The organism is Nocardiopsis valliformis DSM 45023 (assembly GCF_000340985.1).
GTDB lineage: Bacteria > Actinomycetota > Actinomycetes > Streptosporangiales > Streptosporangiaceae > Nocardiopsis > Nocardiopsis exhalans.
Genome location: NZ_ANAZ01000052.1, coordinates 1 through 19,491, shown reverse-complemented (window position 1 = coordinate 19,491; position 19,491 = coordinate 1). Strand labels below are relative to the sequence as shown.

Here is a 19,491-nt window from a genome sequence, read left to right as displayed (position 1 = left end):
ACTAAGGGGTTTTGGAGCTGTACTTAACCAGTGGAATCCGATTCTCCTTGAAGGCGGGGATTTGGTGGGTTCATCCCTCCCTTTGTGTGCTTACGTGATGACCGAGGGTTGCGGTTCGGGGTGTTCCCTGGGCAGCTGAGGGGGCCTTGCCGTCGCGGCCGCCTCAGGGACGGACCCCGACCTCGGTCCCGGTGCCGGTGCCGGGACCGGGGACACTTCGCGTGTTCCCGCGATCAGGAGCTGCTCGGGGTCCACCCGCCCGGGCGCGGTCGACGCGGAACCCGGGACCTGGTCGTGGCCGAAGTGCCCGCCACGGGACCACGTGCGGGACTGCTCCTCCTCGCTGGGGCGCCGCTCGCCCCACAGCCCGGGCGGACCGGCGGGCCAGCCCCTCTCCACACCCCACGAGCCCAGCCACTCCAGGACCGGTGCCAGACCGACCAGGGGGCCGTCGGTGAAAGGTTCCTTCTCCGTCGACACCACGGCGATCATGAGGCACACCCGGCCCTCGTCGCCGTGGTCCAGGTGCTGTCCGTAGCGCGAGGTGTGGCCCAGCAGGAGCTCGCTCCGGCGGGTGGCCGCCAGGATCTGCGCCACCGCGCCGGTCAGCGGGTTCCACACCAGGTGGGGGGTCCTGCCCTCGTGGACCAGGCGGGTCGCCTCCTCACGGGCCGACCACATGTTCGGGTCGGTTCCGGTCACCGTCCACACGGCACGCGGGGCGCCGACCCCGCCGGCGGTCCGTGTGGTTCCTCCGTCGATCCTCTCGGCACCGGGCATCCACGCCTTCGCCATGGCACTCCCCAATCCGACCGCAGCGGGTCTCAAGCCTGGAGGTCCGGGACGGCAGTGGAGGGACGGGGTTCCGGACCCAGGTCCCTCCCGTGGTACGCCACCCAGGAGAAGAAGTCCATAGCCCGTCGGGTGGTGGATAGGTTCATGTCACCTTCTGTTCCGCGGGTCCTGGCCGAACGTCCTCCGATCGCGGTTCCCGCCCCCCGGGCCCCTGTCCTGAACCCCGCCTCGGACCCAGCCCCGAATACCCACGAAATCCCCACGAAAGCGACGACCGGGCCGCGGCACACGGCCACGACCCGGTCGGTCGGTCATCAGTCCTGCGAGGGGCGCCCTGAGCCCTTGGTGAACTGGTCCCCTCAGCCCCTCTAACTCCCGTCGTTCTCGTCCGCGATACGCAGGGAGAACGCCTGGAGGAAGATGTCCCCGATTTCCGTCGGGTCCTCGGTCATGTACGCCGCGCCCCCGGTGGCCGCCGCGATCTCCTGCAGCGGCTCCAGGTTCTGCACGTCCGGGCCGAAAGCGATCGTGATGATCGGGATGGGCCGGGACGGGCTGATGAGCGAGTCGAGCTGGGACATCAGTTCGTCGAACTCCAGCCCGCCGGGGTTGTCGTTGTCCCCGTCGGTGAGCATCAGCACGACGTTGGTGCGGTCGGGCCGGTAGGTCCGGGACATCTCCTGGTAGGCGGCCAGGTAGGTCTCGTACAGCGCCGTGTCGCCCCGCGGCAGCGGCTCCAGGTTCTGGATCGCGGCACCGATCACGTCCCGGTGCTCGTTCCCCGCCTCATCGGTGGCCTGCAGCTCTCTTATCGGGGCGATCTCCTGGTAATTCATGTCGTTGTTGACGTTGGTGGAGAACTCCCACAGGCCCAGCTCGGAGGTGTCGGAGAACATCTGCAGGCCCTCGGCGGAGGCGGCACCGGCCACCTGCATGCGGGTGAGCCCGGTGCCGGGAACCTCGGCCAGCATCGACCCGGAGATATCGATGATGGTCAGTACCCGGGAGTCCATCTTCAGCTGGTTCCAGAAGCGGGTCAGCTCGGTGATGGAGCCCTCGGAGGGAGCGGGCAGCTCGCCCGGCTCCTCGGCGAGGAAACCGGCTTCCTCGGTCAGCACGGACGCGTCGAGCCCGCCCTCGGAGTTGCGGAAGCCCTCGGCGAGGAAGCGCTCGACGGCCTCGTCGGTGCGCACCGCGGTACGGAACACCTCGGCGGCGCGGGTGACCTCGCTCTCCTCGCTGCGCACGATGTAGGGGTAGTCGAGGAAGTAGGTGCCGTCGCTGAGGTAGTTGGGCTGGGCGGCGGAGTCGGAGTGGGCCGCGTTGTAGCGCCACACCGCCTGTTCGGACATCACCATCACGGGCGGGGCCTCGGCGCTGCCGCCGCTCAGGGCCAGGAACGCGGCGTCCTCGTCGGCGGAGGCGCCCTGGTGCAGGGCCTGCAGCGCGGCGGTCATGTGCGCGTTGAAGGTGTCGGCGTCGGGGGTGGCCTCCTCCAGGGCGCCGTGCAGCAGGTAGAGGGTGCCCAGGCCGCTGGAGCTGCGGGCCGGGTCGACCACCCGGACGACCCGGTCGGTCTCCTCGCCGGGGGCGGCGGTGGGGACCACGTCCATCCACGTGGTGTCTTCGTCGCTGTCGTCGGCGAATTCGGCGCGTTCGGTCAGCACCAGCGGGCTGCGGGCCAGCGAGGTGCCGGTCTCGGTGATGATGGCGTCCCCGGCCTGGCTCTGGACCAGGCGCGACCACACGGAGGAGTCCGGAATCCACACGTCTGAGTCGGTGTCGCCCATGGTGGCGCCGGCCCCGGTGATACCGAAGGCGACGTTGGCCGAGTCGGCCTGGCGCACGTTGGCGCGCACACACCTGTTGTCGACGGTGTGCTCTTCGGCGTTGAAGTCGCTGGCGATGTCGGTCAGCGCGGGGCCCAGTTCGGGGCTGACCGCGATGTCCAGTTCGATGTCGGAGCCGCCGCAGCCGTCGCCCTGCCCGAACATGTACACGCCCGCCACGGCGAGTCCGACCACGATCACCATCGCGGCGGCCAGGGCGGCGAACGCTCCGCCGCGACCGCGGCGGCGTCTGTTCCGGCCGGAGGGTTCTTCTGCGTATTTTCCGCGGTGACGTCCCACAGCATTCCTCACGGGTGGTGTACGGCCGAGGTGTCGTACAAGGGGGATGAGTCGGTAGGGGGTGTTGTGTGGTGTTACTGATGGGAACGTTACTCAACGCACCAAGTGCCGTGAATGGGGCCACACCCGGAGGGCTGTGGGCAGCACTCGGGCAGGTGGGACCGGATCACGGACGGAGCAGCGGCCACCTTGGGAAATTCGACCGGTATGGACCGGATTGGTGTTCCGAATGTGGTCTGTCCGAAAAGCCATTCCGATACCGAATCGAGACCCCTTTGTTGGGGCTAGTTGTCGCAGTTGGGTACACACAAACGCCGCGAGATCGAGCTGAGGAAGATGTCGCCGATCTCGTTCGGCTCCTCGGTCACGAAGGACGAACCGCTGGTGGCCCGCGCGATCTGTGCCAGCTCCAGCTCGTCGGCCTGTTCACCGAAGGCGATGATGAACATCGTGACCGGTCGCTGGGGGTCGAACCGGTCCTGCAGCGCGGCCACCAGCTCCTCGTGGGAGATGTCGCTGGACCCCTCGTCCTGCCCGGCGGTTAGCAGGATGACGCTGTTGATCTTGTCCTCGTGGTAGTTGTCCGTCACCTCGTCGTAGGCGGCCAGGATGTTGTCGTACAGGCGTGACTCGCCGCCCGCGACCTCCAGTTCCTGGGCCACCTTGACCAGCTCCTGGCGGCGGGTGGTGTCGCCGTTGTCCGCCGCGCCCAGCCGGTGCATGTCCGCGGCCTCGTCACGGCCGTTCCCGTCGAGCTCCTCGGACATCAGCCACAGGCCCATGTCGGTCTCGTCGGGGAACATCCCCAGCCCCATCAGGGCGGCCTGCTTGGCGACCTCGATCCGCTGCGGGCCGCCGTTGAGGTCGTCGGCCATGTTCTCCGAGGCGTCGGCCAGCACCAGCGTGCGGCTGGGCATGCCCAGCCGGTTCCAGTCGGTGACCGAGGCGAGCAGGGCATCGCCGGTCAGGTCGTCGTGGACGGGCGGCTGGTCCGCGATGATCCCGGTCTGGGCGGCAAGGGTGGACGACGCCTCCCCGCTCGGGTCGCGAAAGCCCAGTTCGCGCAGGCTCGTCCGGTGCTCGCTGCCGCGCAGGACCTCGTACAGGTCGGCGGCGGCCGACTGCAGCGCGGAGTCGTCGGTGGCGGTGACGTACGGGTAGTCCAGGTTGACCGTGCCGTCGCTGATGTAGTGCGCCTGGAGCGCGGGGGCGGAGTCGGCGCGGCGGCTGTTGTAGGCCACCACGGCCTGCTCGGGCACGGCGATGACCGGGGCCACCCGCTCGTGTGCGGCGGCCGAACCGGTGAAGACGTTGGTCAGGTCGATCTCACCGAACGCGCTGTCCAGCTGGACGTCGCGCACGAAGTCGGTCATCGCGGTGTCGGCCTCGTCCCCGCTGCCCAGGTGGTCGCGGATCGCGTGCATGACCGTCATGCCGTCGGCGCCGCGGTTGGGGTCGACCATCACCACGGGGCGGTCGGGGTCGCGCTCGTCGGGCAGGAGCAGGGTCCAGCTGGCGTCGTCCGGGTCCGGCATCCCCTCGGTGTTCGGCGGGGCCGCGAGCACCACCGGGGAACTCGCGAGGGAGGGCGGGTCGGTCTCGATCCCGTGCGCCCCGCCGTCGGAGACCCGGGCCAGCTCGACCCAGGCGGAGGACTCGGGCACCCACACGTGCGGGGCGATGGTGGAGTCACCCGGCTGGCCCCCGGTCAGCGCCGACAGGATCCGGTGCGGCGCGATCTCGTCCACCTGCGCGTACACGCACTGCCCGCCGTAGCTGGGCCGGTCCGCGTTGAACTCCGCCGCCGCCTCGCGCATCACGGGGGCGATGCTCTGGGTGGTGGACACCCGCAGGTAGCGGGTCTCCCCGCAGCCGAGGGCATTCATGGTGACCGGCACGGCGATCGCGGCGACGACGATCAGGGCGACGACGATCGCGGTGATCCCCAGCGGAGACCGCACCGCCTTGCGGGTGGTGGTGACGGTCGGTGAGGGAAGACGGTGGCGTCCACTGGACACGTGCACTCCGGGGGTGTGGCTGTCTCCGGTCCCGGACTGAGAACCTCTGGGAGCCTCTCCGGGGCCGGGCTCAGGGGGGCGGGCTCGGGGTCGGCCGCGGGGCGCTGCGCCCGGCACCCGCGGTGGGAACTGTGCGAACCTTCGTGCGGCGAACGGCATCACACACTGCGGATGTGATCGACCAACCGTTGGCACACGAACGATTCCTCACCAGGACCTTACTCGTTGGTAGGTCGGGGAGGAAGGGTGGGGGTGTCCTGGCTCACAGTGCAAACACCGGGCCGATCGTCCCTCCGCTTGTCGGAGGGGTTCTCGAAGGGTTCCCCTGCGCACCCGGTGATCGCTTTGTTACGGTGCCGGTCCAGTACCACTGTTCACTCCCGGCTACCATTGGCCCCCGGTATTCGCTTGACCGATACTTGACGCCCGCTTGGCTGTTGCCCCGCGAATCAGAGGCACCCCGCGCGGTGGGCGCCCCCGTGACCGATCGACCCCCGAGGGTTATGGCATGTCCCATTCGCACAGTGACCGACGGAGCCGAGGCAGTCTCGGCACCGCGCTGCTCGCCGGAGCCTGCTGCGCCGGCGCGGTGGCCTACGCCGTGCTGGTCGGGCCGTCGATGCTGCCACCGCAGGACGTGCAGACCACGAACGCGGCCAGCCCGGAGGTGCTCGGAAGCGCCATCGAGCCCCAGGAGGAGTCGGAGGACGAGTCCGGTCCCGTCGGCCACCTGCGCATCCACGTCAGCGACCGGGGCCTGGCCTGGGTGCAGACCCTGAACTGCACCGGCGACCTCGCCGAGGACCCCGAGCCCTGCACCGTGATGGCCGAGGCCGCCGAGGAACTCGCCGGGGACCCGACCGCCGGTGACCCCGAGTCCGACGAGAACGGGGAGCCGCGCGAAGTCTCCGCGGGCGAACTGTTCACCGAGGTCCGTGAGGGAACGGTCTGCACCGACAAGGTGTACGGCCCGCAGGAAGCCATGATCGAGGGCATCTGGGAGGGCGCGGAGATCGAGACCACGCTCTCCCGCAAGGGCTCCTGCGAAGAGGCCCGCTGGCAGCGGCTGCGCGCCGTCACCGAACAGATCGCCTGAATCGGAAGGGCGCTGGGGGGTTCGGGCTGCGGGATAATCGCTGACCATGGATGTCATCAGGGTCAGTGACCCCGCCGACCCGCGTCTGGCCGACTACACCCGGCTCCGCGACGTCAACCTGCGCCGCCACCTGGAGGCCGAGCACGGCCTGTTCATGGCCGAGGGCGACAAGGTGATCCGCCGAGCCGCCACCGCCGGGTTCGTCCCCCGCAGCTTCCTGCTCACCGAACGCCGAGCCGAGGCTTTGGACGACGTGGTCGCCGCCTCCGGAGCGCCGCTGTACGTGGTGAGCGAGGAGACCGCCGAACGCGTGGTCGGCTTCGACCTGCACCGGGGAGCACTCGCCGCCTACCACCGCAAGCCCCTGCCGGAGCTCGGGGAGGTCCTGGCCAAGGCCCGCAGCATCGTGGTGCTGGAGGACCTGGTGGACCACACCAACGTCGGCGCGATCTTCCGTAGCGCCGCCGGGCTGGGCGTGGACGCGGTGGTCCTCGCGCCGCGCTGCGCGGACCCGCTCTACCGCCGCTCCGTGAAGGTGTCGATGGGGGCAGTGTTCACCCTGCCCTACACCCGCCTCGACGACTGGTACGGCGGCCTCGACACCCTGCGCGACGCCGGTTTCGACCTCATGGCGCTCACCCCGGGCGAGGGTTCACTGCCGATGCGCGAGGCCATGGACCGCCTCGAAGCCGACGCCAGGGTGGGGCTGCTGCTGGGCACCGAGGGCGACGGACTGTCCTCACGCTGGCTGGAGCGGGCCACCTCCCGCGTGCACATTCCGATGGCCGACCGGGACATCGACTCCCTGAACGTCACCGCTGCGGCCGCCATCGCCTGCTACGAGCTCTCGAGGTTCAGCAAGGTGGCGGCCCGGGAGCACTTGGGCTGAGCGGGACGACCGAGCCCGAGCTGGGGGAGGAACCCGGTCCGGTCAGGCAACGACCCCGCCTCGGTTCCGACGAGCCCGTAGTGTGGCGCGTGACACGGACCGAGGACAGGGAGGACGCACGACATGGGCGGCCGAGCACTGGTGCAGTGGGAGCAGAACAGGGACAACGCGCCCGAAGCGCTCCACGTCGACCTCTACGCGGGGGGACCGGCCCCGGAAGAGGGGCTGGCGGACGTCACCTTCTACCAAGTGCCCTACGCGCCCTCCACCCAGGGCGTCGACGAGCGGCTCGACATCATCACGCGCATGCCCGAGCTCAGGGTTCTGCAGCTGGTTTCGGCCGGGTACGAACAGGTCCTCGGGCTCCTCCCGGACCACGTCACCCTGTGCAACGGCCGGGGGCTGCACGACGCCAGCACCGCCGAGCACGCGCTCGCGCTCATGCTCGCCGCGCAGCGCGACCTGCCCCGGTGGGCGATCGACCAGCGCGAACACCGTTGGGGTTCGGTCCCGCAGCGTTCCCTGGCGGACTCCCGGGTGATGATCATCGGCTACGGGAGCATCGGCCAGGCGATCGAGGCGCGCCTGCTGCCCTTCGAGACCGAGGTGGTCCGGGTGGCCAGCCAGGCCCGCCCGGAAGAGGACGTGCACGGGGTCAACGAACTCCACGTGCTCCTGCCCGAAGTGGACATCGTCGTCCTGGTCACCCCGCTCACCGAGGACACGCGGGGCCTGTTCGGCGCGCATGAGTTCGCCCTGCTGCGCGACGACGCCCTGGTGGTCAATGTCGGCCGCGGCGCGGTCCTGGACACCGACGCCCTGCTCGCCCAGAACGGCCGGGTCCGCGCGGCCCTGGACGTCACCGACCCCGAACCGCTTCCGGTGGAACAACCGCTCTGGGACGCCCCCGGCGTGTACCTGACCCCGCACGTGGCGGGCGGCTCCGCGGCCTTCTACCCGCGCGCCCGCGCCTTCATGGACGCTCAACTGGCCCGCTGGGCAGCCGGGGAACCTCTGGCCAACGTCGTCCGCCCCGGCAAGTAGGGCGCGCCAGACCTTGGGGCGCGGGCAGGGCCTCAAGGTTCAGCGTGACCGGTACGCGTCAGCCCGGTGTTCGATGGCGCTGACGAGCACGGTGCGCTCTTCCTCGTCGATCTCGTAGAGCACGCGATAGGCGCCTCGCCGAGCTGACCGTGTTCCTTCATAGGGAGGGAGGAGTAGTCGCTTGCCCAGTCGGTGCGAGTTCTCCGGCAGCGTCGTGGTGATGAACTCGTAGACGGCAGCGGTCACCTTTTCCGGAAGACGTCCGGCAAGCATCCTGGCTGCCGGGCCACTGATCCTCATCTTGTACGGAGCGTGCTCTTCAAGGTTCACGTCTGACGCTTCCGCCGAGCCATCAAAGCGGCGAGTTCATCAGTGTCCAGGACGTCGTCTGCTGCCTTCGCGGCCTTGGATTCCTGAAGCTGGTGCAGCAGTTGAGGACTGGCCAGCACGTCCAGCGTCTCTTCCAGGGCCTCCAGGTCTGCGGGGGAGAGGAGGACCGCGGCGGGCTCACCGTGTCTGGTGATGACCACTCTCTCGTGAGTGCGCTCGACATCGTCGACCAGCTCGGACAGGCGGTTGCGGGCTTCGGTCAGCGGCATGGTCGTCATGCCACCCATGATAGGCAAAAACTGGCGTGAAGTCTGTACAGAATCGACGAACGCCGAATGTCGGTGCTGCGGGGGAGACTGGTGACATGCGGATCGCGGTGGTCGCCGACGGGGACGGTGGAGGGTGGCTGGCGGAGCTGGGTGATGGTGCTCCGACCACTCCCGTCGCTCCCGTGCGCCGGGTGGGTGACCTGGTGGCGGAGGTTCGGGCGGCCGAGCACGCTTCCGCCGAACCGCCGCGGTGGGTCTGGGCGGACACCGAGGACCTCTACCCCGACCTGGTGCGGGCCGGGGTGCGGGTGGCGCGCTGTCATGACGCCGCGCTGACCGAAGCCCTGCTGCTGGGGTACGAGGCGCGGCACTCCGAACCCCACTCACTGGGCGCGGCCTGGGCGCGGTTGCACGACCTGCCCGTGCCCGATGACCCGGCCCGGCCGCTGGGGGAGGGCACGGCCGCGCAACCGGCGCTGTTCGAGGCCGACCGTTCCACGCTGCCGCCCGGTACCGACCGGCTCGCCGCCCTGGTGGAGGTCCACACCGACCAGCGAAGACGCATCGCCGATCTCCCCGAACCCGGGCGGATGGCGCTGCTGGTCGCGGTGGAGTCGGCCGGGGCCCTGGCCGCCGTGGAGATGAGCCACGACGGGCTGCCCTGGCGCCGCGACGTCCACGACCAGGTGCTCACCGAGATCCTCGGGCCGCGGCCGCGCGCGGGGGAGCGGCCGCCGGTACTCGCTGATCTGGCCGTGCGGATCGGCGAGGTGGTCGGCCACGAGGTCAACCCGGACTCGCCCGCGCAGGTCCTCAAGGCGATGGCGTGGGTCGGCCACCCGGTGGAGTCCACCCGCTCCTGGGTCCTGGAGGCCGTCGACCATCCGCTGGTCCCCCTGCTGCTGCGCTACAAGGAGCTCGCCCGACTGCATTCGGCCAACGGCTGGGCCTGGCTGGAGACCTGGGTGCGGGAACTGCCGGGGGAGGACGGGGAGCCCAGACTGGGCCGGTTCCAGCCCGACTACGTGGTGGGCGGGGTCGTCTCCGGGCGCTGGGCCACTCGGGGCGGCGGCGCGCTCCAAATCCCCAAGTCCGTCCGCCGCGCCGTGCGCGCAGACCCCGGCTGGGTGCTGGTCCGCGCCGACGCCGGACAGCTCGAACCCCGCGTGCTGGCCGCGGTGTCCGGAGACGACGCCCTCGCGGCCGCCGCCGCGGAGGAGGACCTGTACGCCCGCCTGGCCGTGCACGTGGGCGACGACCGCGAACGCGCGAAGATCGGCATGCTCGCCGCCATGTACGGGCAGACCTCCGGCGACGCCGCCCCGCTGCTGGCCACCATGCGCCGCCTCTACCCCCGGGCCCTGGAACACGTGGACGCCGCCGCCCGTACCGGAGAGGGCGGCGGGATCGTCCGTTCCTGGCTGGGCCGCACCTCGCCCGCGCCGGGCGACTGGGCGGCGACCGTCGCAGCCACGGACGGTGACCGAAGACGCCGCGCGCATGGCCGGTTCACCCGTAACTTCGTCGTCCAGGCCACCGCCGCCGAGTGGGCGCTGGTCCTGCTCGCCGCGCTGCGCCAAGAGCTGCCGAAGACCCCTGAGGGCGGCGGGATCGTCTTCTTCGTGCACGACGAGGTCGTCCTGCACGTGCCCGCGGAGCTCGCCGAGGAGACGGTTCGGGCGATCGAGCGGGCCCAGAGCCGGACCAGGGAGATCCTTTTTGGCGACACCCCCGTCCGGTTCCCCCTCGCGGTGTCGGTCACGGAATGTTATGCCGATCGCTAATTCCAGGCTGAAAACCATGAGTCATCCGGGGAACGGACAAGCCGCTGAAAGGTGGACGTCCGGTATCGGACGGCGTGGGCATCTTGCAAACGCGTCCAGGTACACCCATTCTTGGACGCGAACAGTGTTATCAAAGGCCGTGCGCCGCAGCGGCTCCCCTGCCCGCCGCGGTCAGAGAAAGGGTGATTGACCCCCGTGCGGAACCGTCTCAGAACATGTGCGGGCACCACGGCCGCGTTCGCGGTCGCCTTCACGGCCTTCGGGGCTACCCCCGCGATGGCCGCCCCCGTCGTCGAGGACCGCCCGCCCCTCTCCGAGCAGGTCGCGCCCGAGCTCGCCGTCCCCAGCGGCTCCGTGCCCCGAGCGACCGACCCCGAGACCCCCGACACTGCCGAGTCCGAGGCCCCTGACACCGCGGACGTCGCCGAACTCAAGCGGGACGCTTACGTCGCCCCCTTCCGCGAGGCGCGCTCCGTCGAGTACTTCGCGGTGGCCGCTGAGAAACTGCCCCGGGAGGCCGTCGACGCGGTCCGCGACATCGACGGGGTGGAGAACGTCCTCACCGTCGACGCCGCGCGTGTGGAGATCGACGGCGAACCCACCTCGGTGCTGGGCGTCAACCCGTCCAGTTTCCGTAACCACGCCCCCAAGCCCTCCGCCGAGTCCGACGAGATCTGGCAGGGTGTCGCCGAGGGCCACATCGCGCTCTCCAAGGAGGTGGGCACCGAACGCGAGCTGGACATCGGCAGCGAGGTCACCCTCGCCGGCGGTAACGGCAAGGTGCCCCTGGAGGTGTGGACCCACGCCACCTCCGGCATCGCTGGGATCGACGCCCTCGTCTCCCGCGAACTCTCCCGTGAACTGGGCATGCCCGAGGGCAACGCCCTGGTGATCTCCGCCCCCGACACGGACCTGTGGGACCTGCACGAGGAGCTCGAGGAGATCCTCGGCGAGGACGCCTCGCTCCAGCTGGTCGCCGATGCCCCCGAACCGCTGGTCGACGGCGACGCCGTGCCCTCCACGGTGATCGAGCGGGTCATCGCTAACGCCGAGACCCAGCTGGGTGTGCCCTACGTGTGGGGCGGCACCACCCCGAACGTCGGCTTTGACTGCTCCGGGCTGCTCCAGTGGGCCTTCCGCGAGGCGGGCGTGTCCATCCCGCGCGTCACCCATGACCAGTGGAACGCGGGCCAGCGCGTGGAGTGGGACGACCTCCAGCGCGGCGACCTACTGTTCTGGCGCTCGGATCCGACCGCGCCGAACTACATCTCGCACGTGGCCATCTACTTGGGCGACGGCCAGATGCTGGAGGCCCCGCGCACCGGCCTGGATGTTCGGGTCACCTCGGTGCGGACTGCCAACTACGCGGGCGCGGTGCGCGTTAACACCTGACCCCGAGCACGGACTCGAACAACGAAACAGGGCCGTGGCCACACCCTTCCGGTGGCGCCACGGCCTTTTCCGTATCTGTGAACCAGGAAGGGCCGGGCACAAGGAAGGGTTCGGGTATGGGGAGAAAGCTGGGCACGGAGAAAGAGCCGGGCACGGGGAGGATGCGCACACGAGGAAGGGCCGCGGCGTCATCTGGGGAGAAAACGCCACGGCCCTTCATCTCTCCATGTCCGAAAAACCGCCGGGAGGGGAAGGCAGGCCTCGGTTAGGAGGGGGGACAAGGGCCGCCGCTGAGGGAGGGGGAGACAGCGGTGGTCGACCCTTTCGGTGGTATGGAGTTGTGACGGGGCAGCCTCCGCGAAAACGCCCTGGGCCGGGTGTCCCGTCGCACAGGTCTACATAAGCAGTGACCGGCCGATTTGGCAAGAGCTTGACTCAAGCCATGCAAGTACCCGCAGGCCGCCACAAAGTCCCCTCCTGTCCAGCAAGAGGGGACTTCCGTGCGCTTTCGTCTCCCTTCGGGTCAGCGCCCGGCCGCGTACCCCTGGGCGCCCCGGGCGTCCGCGGCGGCGCGCAGCTCACCGCTCTCCGGGTCGCGGGCGACGGCCGCCAGACGGCCCAGCGACCACTTGTCGGCCACCTGGACCCGGTGCCCGCGGGCGCGCAGATCCTCGACGACCTCCTCGCCCACACCGGGCTCGATGACCAGGTCACCCGGCACGGTCTCGCGGGGGTGGAAGGAGCTGGGGAAGGCGTTGGTGTGGAACATCGGGGTGTCCAGGGCCTCCTGCAGGTCGTCCACCCCGTTGAGGACGCGCAGCAGGGCTGTGGTGGTCCACTGGTCCTGCTGGTCGCCACCGGGCGTGCCGATGGCCAGAACGGCCTCGCCGTCCGACCGGGTCACCAGGGTGGGCGAAAGGGTGGTGCGGGGCCGGCGCCGCGGCGAGAGGGCGTTCGGGGATGCCGGGTCGAGCCAGAACATCTGCGCCCGGGTACCCAGGGGGAAACCGAGTTCGGGGATGACCGGCGAACTGCTGAGCCAGCCGCCGCTGGGCGTCGCCGAGACCATGTTGCCCTCGGAGTCCACCACGTCCACGTGGCACGTGTCCCCGCGCAGGTCAGTCGGTTGGACACCGGAGGCGTTGCGGACGGTGGGCTCACCGGTGGTGCGGTCGCCCGGGGTCTCCCCGGGCAAATACACCGGCGGCTGGAACGGCGTGCGGCCGCCCGGCGAGCCGGGGCGCAGATCCAGGGAGGCCCGGCCGTCGTCGATCAGGCGGGCCCGCTCGGCGGCGTAGTCCGAGCTCAGCAGCTCCTTGAGCGGGACATCGGAGAAGTTCGGGTCGCCGTACCAGGCCTCGCGGTCGGCGAAGGCGAGCTTGGCGATCTCGGTGCTCCGGTGCACGAAGTCCGCGCTGACTCCCTCGTGCGCGTCCGCGCCCACTCCGCGGTCCTCAGCCATCCGCAGCTGCTGGAGCATGACGGGGCCCTGGCCCCAGGGGCCGGTCTTGTGCACGGTGTGGGAGCCGTAGGAGGCGCTGGCGGGATCCTCGTAACTCGCGCTCCAGTCAGCCAGGTCCTGCGCGGTCAAGAGGGCCTGCTGGGGTTCGCCGGCCCCGTTGGGCACGGGCCCGGCCAGGAAGGCGCCGACCGCCTCGGCCACGAAACCCTGCGACCAGGAGCGGCGGGCCGCCTCGATCTGCGCTTCACGACCTTCTCCCACCGTCTCGGCCTCGGCGACGATGCGGCGGTAGGTGGCCGCCAGGGCGGGGTTGCGCAGCCGTGAACCGGCGGCGGGGGCCGCGCCGTGCGGCAGGTAGACGGCGGCCGAACCCGCCCAGTGTCGGGAGAAGACCGGCGAGAGCGTCCGGATGGCGGCGGCGATCCGGTCCAGGACGGGGTAGCCCCGCTCGGCCAGCCCGATGGCGTGGTCGAGGACGTCGCGTACGGACATGGTGCCGTGGTCGCGCAGCAGCAGCATCCAGGCGTCGAAGGACCCGGGGACGGTGGCGGCCAGGACCCCGCTGCCGGGGATACGGTCCAGCCCTCGGCTCTCGAAGGCCTCGATGCTCGCCGTGGCGGGTGAGACGCCCTGCCCGCACAGCACGCGTGGGGCGCCGTTGCGGGCCTTGAAGACGACCGGGACCTCACCGCCGGGGCCGTTCAGGTGGGGTTCGACGACCTGGAGGGTGAAACCCGCGGCGACGGCAGCGTCGAAGGCGTTTCCGCCCCGCTCCAGAACGGACATCCCGGTGGCGCTGGCCAGCCAGTGCGTGGAGGCGACCATGCCGAAGTCGCCGCGTAGTTGGGGTCGTGTGGTGAAGCCGGGCATGGGTGCTGTCCTCCTGCGGGTGGGGGTACGGCGGGGTCGCCACCGATCCGGGGGTGCTGGCCGGATCCTCGTCAGACACCGGCCGAACGAGGGTGACGGTACAGCATGACTTGGGTCTCATGCTGCGGGTTCGGGTGATTCGGGTCTTTGGTCACCAGTCTTGAGCACTCCGGGTCAAGACGAAGCCCGGTCATGACCGGAATACGGTCACGACCGGGCTTCATCCGTGTGTAGTGCTTGCGTGTGTGCTGCTTACGGGTGTGTTGCTTGAAGGCGCCTCAGTGAGACGTCAGGTCAGGAGGTCTCCTCGGGGAGGGCCCACGGAAGGGACTCCCAGAGCTCGGCCCACTCCTCGGCGTCCACCGGGTCCGTGACCTGACCGGTCTCGCCGGTCGCCTTCTCGACCTCGTCCATCGCCTGGGACAGGCTCTCGTTGGCCTCCTGAATGATCTGCCCGATCAGGTGGGAGATCTCGGCGAGCACGTCCTCGACCTCGCTGCGTTCGATGTCGAACTGTCGAGCGCAGTCGTTGGTGGCGGCCGCTTTGTCGCTCTCGTCGCCGTAGTACCAGACCGTGGCGAGCAGGCGGTCGCGCTCGGCGTCGTCGAGGTCGTCCTTGGACAGCGCCTTCTCGATGAACTTCCCACTGGTCTGGGTCATCTGCGCCGAGTCCAGGTCGGTCTGGCCGGAACGGAAGTCAACGAAGTGCTCCGTCAGGCAGGTCTTCACCTCACGCGAGGAGGCCCCGTCGGGAAGGTCGGCTTCCACCGGGGGAACGACCTCCTCCAGGTCCTCGACCGGGGTGATCTCGCCGACCTCGTTCCCGTCGACGACTTCCTCGTCCACGGGGGCTTCGTCGGTCGTGTCCTCCTCGGCGGGGACCTCCTCCTCGGGGGTCTCGACAATCGGGGTTTCGTCGGTGGTGTCTTCCTGGGCAGGGACCTCATCGACCGGGGTTTCGTCGGTGGTGTCTTCCTCGGCGGGAGCCTCGTCAACCGGGGTCTGGTCGTTGGCGTCCTCGTCAGAGGGCACCTCGTCGACCGGGGTCTCCTGGACCGGGTCGGCGGGCTTCTCCGCGCCGTCCTCGTCAACGACCTCCTCAGCCGGGGCTTCCTCAACCGGAGCCTCGTCGGTCGGAGCCTCGGCCTCAGCGTCCTCTGCCTCGGCCTCGTCTGCTTCCTCTGCTTCCGCTTCTTCCTCCGTCTCGGCCTCCTCCGCACCGGCTTCCTCGGTAATGGCCTCGGCGAGCTTCAGCAGTTCACGGCCCTCCCATCGTTCCGGTTGGAGATGGGTGGCTATCGCTACGCCTGGTCTCTGCATCCAGAACAGGTCGCCGGTCTCCTCGGACAGGTACGCGCCGTGTTCGAAGGCTTCACCGGCCTCCAGCTCCTCCAGGGAGCTGTCCGCAAGGTGGCTGTAGCGCCCCTCGCGCAGGTCCTCCAGGTCCTGGATTCTCTCCGAACGCAGCACGGCCACCCGGCCGTACAGCTGGTCGGGTCCCTGCACCCAGGAGAGCTGGGACTGGCTGTTCCCCTGACGGTCCGTCGTGGAGGAGGCGTTGATGCCGTAACGCTCCAGACCGGCGGGCAGGTAGGCGATGTCGTATCCGTCGACGCTGTACGTGGACACGCCCTGGCGCACCACCGGCCAGCTGAACGCCCTCGTGTCCTTGTCGTCCGCGGCCGCGGGCCCGGCGAGGCCGACCAGGCCCGTCGTGGAGATCGCGGCGGCACTGAAGAGCGCGACCCACCTCGTGTGGTGCTTGCGCATGAGAGTTCCTTCCCATCGACTACTACTTGTGATGCTGTCAGGACTCTACGTAATTATCGAGAGGGCATCCAGTCAAAAATCGGACATGAAGTAATCAAATGCATGCATAGGGCGAGATGAGTCAGTCGATGAGAGCGGCCACCAGAAGATGGGCGGCGGATCACCGACTGCTCCGCGGACGGTCACCGTACGGTCGCCAAACGCACTCACCCTGAGGTAGCAGTCGGCCAGTCCACGCGTACTTGGGAGGCTCGGTGCACCACCGCATCGGATTCGTAGTCGGAGCCGTATCACTCTCGTTGGCTGTCGGATCGGGTTCCGCGCTCGCGGCCCCGGCCGCCGAACAAGCGGACACCACAACCGAGGCCACTGCTGAGGCCAGCGCCGAAAAGGTCTCCCACAAGGCTGGCGCCCTTCTTCTCCAGCAGCTGCCGCCGTCCCGCCCCCTCATCGCGGTCGCCCACCGGGGTGCCTCTGGATACGCGCCCGAGAACACCCTCGCCGCGATCGACGAGGCGTACCGGCTCGGTGCGGAAACCGTGGAGGTGGACGTCCAGCTCACCTCTGACGACCACCTCGTGCTCATGCACGACACCCGGCTCGACCGCACCACCGACGTCGCCGAGGTCTTCCCGGGGCGCGCCTCCTACGACCTCGCCGACTTCACTCTCGCCGAGATCCAGCGCCTGGACGCCGGGGCGTCCTTCAGTGACGAGTTCGCGGGCGAGCCCGTGCCGCTCCTGGGCGAGGCCCTGGACCGCCTGCACTCCTACGACATGAACCTCCTCCTCGAGATCAAGAAGCCCGCGCTCTACCCGGGCATCGAGCACCAGATCTCCGTGGAACTGGCCAGACGCCCGCACTGGCTGGTTCCGAACGCGCCGGACGAACCCTTCCGGCTCGTGGTGCAGAGCTTCGACTGGGACTCCACCCGGGTCTCGAAGGGGCTCCTGCCCTCGATCCCGCACGCGCTGCTCGGGCGCGTTCCGGAAGCGGAGATCGGCCAGTACGCCTGGGCGCACATGATCAACCCCAACCACACCACCATCGACGCCGACTACGTCGGCGCGGTGCACGACGCGGGGCTGGAGATCATGCCGTACACGATCAACGACCCCGCGAGGATGCGCCAGGTCCTGGAGATGGGTGTAGACGGATTCATCACGGACTTCCCGGACGTGGGACAGGAAGCCATCGCGGAGTTCCTCGCCGGGACCTCGGCCGCGGCTCGGGAGTACGCGGCGCAGCAGGAGCAGGAACTGGCGCAGCAGGAGCAGCAGGCGCAGCAGGAGCAGCAGGAGGAACCAGAACTGGCCCAGGAGCAGGACTTGGAGCTGGTGTCGAACTAGCCCGGCCGCCACCTGACCTGCCCGCACCGGCGGGCGGATCCTCTTCCTACAAGGAGTCGAATTCCGGACCTTGATCAGGGTGCTTTCCAGCACGCCCAATGGGATGATCAATGGCGAACCGAAGCCCCATCAGGAAGCGGAGACCACGTGAGCGACCGGCTTTCCATCCCCCAGGAACTCGTGGACTGGCGCACCAAGGGCCTGTGGTGGCCGGGTGAGCCCGTCACCCTCGACGAGTTCGCCGCGCGGGGGGACCACTTGTTTACCGGTCCGTTCACCTGGCCGCTCATGGTGCTGCGCGCCTCCGCGCTGGACCGTAACATCGCCGCGTTGGCCGAGTTCGCCGAACGCCACCGACTGTTGTTCGCCCCGCACGGCAAGACCGCCATGTCGCCCGTGCTCACCCAGCGCCAGCTCGACGCGGGGGCTTGGGGGATCACCGCCGCCACCGCCAACCAGGTCCTGGACTTCCGGCAGTTCGGCGTGAACCGGATCCTACTGGCCAACGAACTCCTCGACCCCAAGGTCCTGCGCTGGGTGGCGGCCGAACTCAAGGCCGATCCCGGCTTCGAATTCCTCTTCTACGCGGACTCGCCCGAAGGGGTGTCCGTGGCCTCCCAAGCGGTCGAGCGTGACGGCGGCCGCCCGCTCCGCGTGATGGTGGAGCGCGGCACCCCCGGAGGTAGGACCGGCTGCCGAACCCGCGAACAGGTCCTGAACGTGGCCCGTGAGGTTGTGCGTGCCCCGGGCCTCGAACTAGCAGGGGTCGCCGGTTACGAGGGCTCCCTCAGCGACGCAGAAGGGGTCCGCGGCTTCCTGAGCGACCTGCTCGGCGACTCCGCCGCACTCGCCACCGAACACCACCTGGAGCGCCCGGTGCTCTCCGTGGGCGGCAGCGCGTGGTTCGACGTGGTCGCCGAGGAGATCGGGGGCCGCGAAGACATCCTGCCGATCCTGCGCAGCGGTGCCTACGTCGCCCACGACGACGGTCTGTACCGGCGGACCACCCCGTACAACCGACTGCCCGAAGGCGGCGACGCCCTCGCCGGGGCCCTGGAACTCTGGGCCCAGGTCACCTCCACCCCCGAGCCCGGACTGGCGATCGCCGCGATGGGCCGACGCGAGGCCAACTTCGACCAGGGGTTCCCGATCCCTCGCATCCTCCGCCGCACGGACGGCACCGTGGTCCCGGCAGACGGAGTGGAGGTCACCAACCTCAACGACCACCACGCCTACCTGTCCATCCCCGGCGACCTGTCCGTGCGCCCCGGCGACCTGCTCTCCTTCGGTATCTCGCACCCGTGCACGGCCTTCGACCGCTGGCAGGTCATCCCGGTGGTGGACGACGAGTACCGCGTGACAGAGGCGATCGCGACCTATTTCTAGCTTCCGTCGAAGAGAACGGCCCGGGGAGGGCACATGGACGCGGAGCGCTGGACCGTCGACTTCTGGCTGGACCCGGCCTGCCCCCTGACGTGGCTCACCGCCCGCTGGATCCGCACGGTCGCCGAGCACCGACCACTGGAGGTCCGCTGGCGCACCATGAGTCTGTCCATCCTCAACGAAGACAAGGAAGTCGACCCCGAAGGGGACGAGGACGGGTACCTGTGGATCCCGGCCCGGATCTGTGCCGCGGTACAGACCGAACACGGCCACGGGGCAGTCGGGCGTTTCCACCGTGCCCTGTGGACCACCGCAGAAGGCGACACCCGCGAGTGGATCGATGATCCGAAGCAGGCGCTCGCCCGAGCTGGCCTACCCCAGTACCTTGCCGACGCGGGCTGGGACGCCGATAACGACCACGTGCTGCGCTCTTCACACGAAGAAGCAATGCGGTCGGTCGAGGGGGATGTCGGCACGCCCATCCTCGCGCTCACCGACCCTCAACACACAGGCGGGAAACCCCGGCGAGCCTTCTTCGGGCCGGTGGTGGACACCGCCCCGGACCAACGGGACGCCCTCCGCCTCTGGGAAGGCGTCCTCCTGCTGTCCGAAGTCTCGAACTTCCGCGAACTGAAGCGCTGAGCTTGGCGGACCGGGGCTGAAGCTGGGGCTGGGGCAGGGGCAGGGGCAGGGGCTCCAGGTTTGCTCGCCTCCGGGCTTGTTGAGGTGCGAGCCTCTTTGGGGTTCCGGGGCATGGCGTGGCCGTTCACTGCCGGGCTCCCTGCGTTCGTTCCCCCGTTTCCCGCCGCTTGACGGTTGCCGTCTCCACTGCGCGCCTCAAGGTAGTCGCGTCGAGGGCTTCGCCCCAAGGCCGCGTAGTTAAGGAACGGGCTGGGCTGTCAACTCCGAGT

At 69.5% G+C, this 19,491-nt stretch carries 15 protein-coding genes; 8 read left to right on the top strand and 7 right to left on the bottom strand.

Translation table 11 applies throughout. The annotated features are described in order from the left end of the window. Nucleotides 1–90: 90 nt before the first annotated feature. The 3 genes from D457_RS0129885 to D457_RS0129870 all read right to left on the bottom strand — a co-directional run bounded on the left by D457_RS0129885 (nt 91) and on the right by D457_RS0129870 (nt 4,942). Nucleotides 91–795, bottom strand: coding sequence for a hypothetical protein (locus D457_RS0129885; protein WP_017584338.1), 705 nt, complete (start codon nt 793–795; stop codon nt 91–93). Between the two features lie 368 nt (nt 796–1,163). Then, the gene (locus D457_RS0129875; protein WP_026117168.1) at nt 1,164–2,924 is read right to left on the bottom strand and encodes a substrate-binding domain-containing protein; all 1,761 of its coding nucleotides are present in this window, start codon (nt 2,922–2,924) and stop codon (nt 1,164–1,166) included. Between the two features lie 284 nt (nt 2,925–3,208). Beyond that, nucleotides 3,209–4,942, bottom strand: a complete 1,734-nt coding sequence (locus D457_RS0129870; RefSeq protein WP_026117167.1) for a substrate-binding domain-containing protein — start codon at nt 4,940–4,942, stop codon at nt 3,209–3,211. 508 nt (nt 4,943–5,450) lie between these two features. Between D457_RS0129870 and D457_RS0129865 the strand changes: the two genes are divergently transcribed. The 3 genes from D457_RS0129865 to D457_RS0129855 all read left to right on the top strand — a co-directional run bounded on the left by D457_RS0129865 (nt 5,451) and on the right by D457_RS0129855 (nt 7,971). Continuing rightward, complete coding sequence (locus D457_RS0129865; RefSeq protein WP_017584335.1) at nt 5,451–6,038, top strand: hypothetical protein; 588 nt, start codon at nt 5,451–5,453, stop codon at nt 6,036–6,038. Nucleotides 6,039–6,084: 46 nt separating this feature from the next. Further along, nucleotides 6,085–6,927 carry a TrmH family RNA methyltransferase gene (locus tag D457_RS0129860; RefSeq protein WP_017584334.1) on the top strand — a complete coding sequence of 281 codons (843 nt, stop codon included), beginning with the start codon at nt 6,085–6,087 and terminating at the stop codon, nt 6,925–6,927. Nucleotides 6,928–7,050: 123 nt separating this feature from the next. Then, on the top strand, nt 7,051–7,971 hold the full coding sequence (locus D457_RS0129855) for a 2-hydroxyacid dehydrogenase (protein WP_017584333.1): 921 nt from the start codon (nt 7,051–7,053) through the stop codon (nt 7,969–7,971). Between the two features lie 39 nt (nt 7,972–8,010). Here D457_RS0129855 and D457_RS0129850 read toward each other — a convergent pair whose 3' ends face one another. Together D457_RS0129850 and D457_RS33760 are read right to left on the bottom strand one after the other, a co-directional pair. Then, nucleotides 8,011–8,301, bottom strand: a complete 291-nt coding sequence (locus D457_RS0129850; RefSeq protein ID WP_239646257.1) for a type II toxin-antitoxin system RelE family toxin — start codon at nt 8,299–8,301, stop codon at nt 8,011–8,013. Continuing rightward, nucleotides 8,298–8,579: a type II toxin-antitoxin system Phd/YefM family antitoxin gene (locus D457_RS33760; protein WP_017584331.1), complete on the bottom strand. Its 282-nt coding sequence runs from the start codon at nt 8,577–8,579 to the stop codon at nt 8,298–8,300. Before D457_RS33760 ends, D457_RS0129850 begins: the two co-directional genes overlap by 4 nt. An 86-nt stretch (nt 8,580–8,665) precedes the next feature. On the opposite strand from D457_RS33760, the gene D457_RS0129840 reads away from it, so the two are divergent. Both D457_RS0129840 and D457_RS0129835 read left to right on the top strand, forming a co-directional pair. After that, nucleotides 8,666–10,354: a bifunctional 3'-5' exonuclease/DNA polymerase gene (locus D457_RS0129840; protein WP_017584330.1), complete on the top strand. Its 1,689-nt coding sequence runs from the start codon at nt 8,666–8,668 to the stop codon at nt 10,352–10,354. A 195-nt stretch (nt 10,355–10,549) separates the two neighbouring features. After that, nucleotides 10,550–11,746, top strand: coding sequence for a C40 family peptidase (locus D457_RS0129835; protein ID WP_026117166.1), 1,197 nt, complete (start codon nt 10,550–10,552; stop codon nt 11,744–11,746). 523 nt (nt 11,747–12,269) lie between these two features. On the opposite strand, the gene D457_RS0129830 is transcribed toward D457_RS0129835, so the two are convergent. Next, the gene (locus tag D457_RS0129830) at nt 12,270–14,078 is read right to left on the bottom strand and encodes a gamma-glutamyltransferase family protein (RefSeq protein WP_017584328.1); all 1,809 of its coding nucleotides are present in this window, start codon (nt 14,076–14,078) and stop codon (nt 12,270–12,272) included. 294 nt (nt 14,079–14,372) lie between these two features. Further along, nucleotides 14,373–15,848, bottom strand: a complete 1,476-nt coding sequence (locus D457_RS36320; protein ID WP_026117165.1) for a hypothetical protein — start codon at nt 15,846–15,848, stop codon at nt 14,373–14,375. A gap of 299 nt (nt 15,849–16,147) precedes the next feature. Between D457_RS36320 and D457_RS0129820 the strand changes: the two genes are divergently transcribed. The 3 genes from D457_RS0129820 (at nt 16,148) to D457_RS0129810 (ending at nt 19,222) form a co-directional block, all read left to right on the top strand. Further along, complete coding sequence (locus tag D457_RS0129820; RefSeq protein ID WP_017584327.1) at nt 16,148–17,197, top strand: glycerophosphodiester phosphodiesterase; 1,050 nt, start codon at nt 16,148–16,150, stop codon at nt 17,195–17,197. 147 nt (nt 17,198–17,344) lie between these two features. Then, nucleotides 17,345–18,583 (top strand): alanine racemase, encoded by a 1,239-nt coding sequence (locus D457_RS0129815; RefSeq protein ID WP_017584326.1) that lies wholly within the window; start codon nt 17,345–17,347, stop codon nt 18,581–18,583. Nucleotides 18,584–18,616: 33 nt separating this feature from the next. Continuing rightward, nucleotides 18,617–19,222: a mycothiol-dependent nitroreductase Rv2466c family protein gene (locus D457_RS0129810; protein ID WP_017584325.1), complete on the top strand. Its 606-nt coding sequence runs from the start codon at nt 18,617–18,619 to the stop codon at nt 19,220–19,222. The last annotated feature ends 269 nt before the right edge of the window (nt 19,223–19,491 follow it).